The 2,758-nt window shown below is 35.0% G+C and carries 3 protein-coding genes; 2 read left to right on the top strand and 1 reads right to left on the bottom strand.

Features of this window, described 5'->3' with window-relative positions:
• Positions 1 to 1,629, top strand: a 1,629-nt coding sequence (locus ACKI5B_RS07135) for an EAL domain-containing protein (RefSeq protein ID WP_407427238.1), incomplete at its 5' end; no start/stop codon positions are given.
• 1 nt (position 1,630) lies between these two features.
• On the opposite strand, the gene ispH is transcribed toward ACKI5B_RS07135, so the two are convergent.
• Complete coding sequence (ispH, locus tag ACKI5B_RS07130) at positions 1,631 to 2,539, bottom strand: 4-hydroxy-3-methylbut-2-enyl diphosphate reductase (protein WP_407427236.1); 909 nt, start codon at positions 2,537 to 2,539, stop codon at positions 1,631 to 1,633.
• Here ispH and ACKI5B_RS07125 point away from each other — a divergent pair.
• On the top strand, positions 2,431 to 2,758 hold a 328-nt coding region (locus ACKI5B_RS07125), incomplete at its 3' end, for a nucleoside-diphosphate kinase (protein ID WP_407427234.1). The two genes, ispH and ACKI5B_RS07125, sit on opposite strands and share 109 nt — an antisense overlap.

Below are 2,758 nucleotides of genomic sequence, written 5' to 3'. Positions count from 1 at the left end.
ACTTATCCGGATAGCCCGTATTTTGGAAAAGTCTTTATACCGGAAACCGAAAAATACAGCCATATTACTTCAGAAATAATTTCTGCAGCAACTGAAAGTGGAATCGTTGAAGTAGAAAATTATCTTCGTGAACCAATCGACCTTATTTATACTAAAATAAAAAACTGCGGCTGGACTCTGGCTGTCGGCTTTCCAAAAAAATATCTTGATAAAATATATAATCAGCAGCGTATTATAAAATTTCTTATTCTTATTATTTCTGTTGTTGCCCTTTCATTTTTAATGCTCCTGGAACTTTCAATTTCAGATTACTTTTATAAAAATCAGCTTATTGAGGCTGATTATAATTCGATTTCAAATTTGTGGACAAGACAAAAATTTGAAAAGGAAGCTCAAAAACTGTTGGAACATCATCCTCATTCACGTTTTATGATGATTGAATCTGATATTAAAGGTTTTAAATTTGTAAATCAAAGTTACGGTGAAGAATCGGCTAACAATATGCTGTTTTTTTATTCTAAAATAATTAATAAAATTTCTCTGGAATTCAATGGAATTGTCGGACATGGTTATGCAGATCATTTCTACAGTTTGATTCAAGTTCATGACCTAAGGGCTGCGATGTATAAATTCAGAGAGAAAATGAAGGAAGTAGACGATTTTATTAAAGAATATGAAATTCCGTTTTTTCCGAAATTCGGCGTTACATTCTGCAAGCCGTCAAGAACCCCGGATATAACAATAAAAGAATTAATCGGGCAGACTTCATTTGTAAAAAGTACCGTCAAAGATAATATGATGGTTCCATACTCTGTTTACAATTTTACTCTTCTGAATAAACTTAAAGAAGAACAGTTAATCGAGAGCAGGATGGAATCAGCCCTTCAAAACGAAGAATTTTTCCTGATGTATCAGCCTAAAATTTCGCTTAAAACCGATAAAATTGTTGGTGCTGAAGCTCTTGTCCGCTGGAAAACTTCCGATTCAGGAATGTTCATGCCTGATAAATTTATTCCTCTTTTCGAAAAAAATGGTTTTATAATCAAACTTGATTTCTATGTTTACGAACAGGTTTTCAAATTTATTGATTCACAGTTAAAAGCCGGCAAAAAAGTAGTTCCTGTTTCCGTGAATATGAGCCGCAATCATAGTAAACCTGAGCGCTTTATGGAAACGTTTATGTCACTTTTCAGAAAATATGAAATTCCGCCGCATCTTATTCAGATTGAAATAATTGAACGCTCATTTATGGACAGTGAAACTTTATGTGATATCACAAACCGGCTTCATAGAGAAGGTTTTACAGTAGCCATGGATGATTTTGGAATTGGAGAATCGTCACTTAATATGCTTACAAAAGTTCCTGTGGATGTTCTCAAATTTGACAGGGAATTTTTGATTTCTTCCACCAGAAATGACGGTGAAATGGATGAAAAGTCAGCAAACTTCATTACATCGCTTATAAATTTGAGCAGACAGCTTGAAAAAGAAACTGTATTTGAAGGGGTTGAAACCGTAATCCAGAGAGATTTCCTTCGTAAAATAAACTGTGATCAGGTTCAGGGATATTTTTATTCACGTCCTCTGTTGGAAAAAGACTTTGTTGAATTTATGAACATTCATTTATAAATCATAGTTTTGAATTTTCGATAAGTTTTTTTTCTGTTTCAAGGATTATGTCATCCGGAGTGCTTGCACCTGCAGTAATTCCGATTTTTTTGATTGAGTAAAATTCTTCAGGAATTTCATCAGGTGTTTCGATTAGTACGGCTTTTTTACAGAGCTTTTCAGCGGTTTTAAAAAGCCTGTTTGTATTTGCGCTAGTCTTTCCGCCAATTACGATTACTCCGTCAACTTTTGAGCATAGTTCTGTAAGACTGTCCTGTCTTTCGTGTGTTGCCGGGCAAATAGAACTTGTAATTTCTGAGTGCGGGTAAAGGTTTTTAAGTTCATTTTTAAGCAGTTCGAACATTTTTATGCTGAAAGTTGTCTGGGAAAGAAGAATAATTTTTGAATCTTCAGTAAGAATATTGTTTTTCTGTAGAAGTTCTATTTCCTTTTTTAGCTCTTCAACATCTTTAATTAGAATGAAATTTAATTTTTTGCCTGCGTTCAGGGCAGCCTGTCTTGCATAGCCTTCAATTCCGATTACTTCTCCATGATTTTTATCGCCTGCAAAAAATATGATATAACCTTTTTCTGCATATTCTGCGGCTGTTTTCTGACTTTTTGTTACAAGCGGGCAGGTGGCATTGATTACGTTAACGCCTTTTGAACGGATTGCCGCATCTGTTTCTGGTGGTACACCATGTGCCCGTATAATGACAGTATCATTGTTATTGAGTGAAGGGATTTCATTTTCTGTAAGAATTTTGAGATTTCGTTCTGCAAGAGATTCCAGGGCCTGCGGATTGTGGATTAAAGGACCTAATGTATAGACATGACCTGTTTTATTTTCAGAAAGTGCTTTATCTGCTGCAACGACGGCTCTTCGTACACCGGCGCAAAATCCTAAAATTTTTGCCCTTAAAATTTCCATGCTTAAGTATAGCAAAAAAAATCATGGTTGTAAAATGTCACTCTCTGTTATATAATAATAGAATTATGACAAGATGTTTTGCAATGTGTAAGCCCGGCGTGTTAAACCGCAGACTTATCGGACAGGTTATCACCCGTCTTGAAAATAAAGGCCTTAAGTTAGTAGGTCTTAAACTTATGAATATTTCCCCTGAGCTTGCCTCAAAGCATTATGCTGAAC

Source organism: Treponema sp., assembly GCF_045657965.1.
GTDB lineage: Bacteria > Spirochaetota > Spirochaetia > Treponematales > Treponemataceae > Treponema_D.
Note: the sequence above shows the minus strand (reverse complement) of the source record. Positions and strands in the feature narration are given on the sequence as shown.

Excerpts from the sequence above, each read along its gene's own strand:
- ispH (WP_407427236.1), bottom strand. The coding sequence starts at position 2,539 with ATGGAAATTTTAAGGGCAAAAATTTTAGGATTTTGCGCCGGTGTACGA.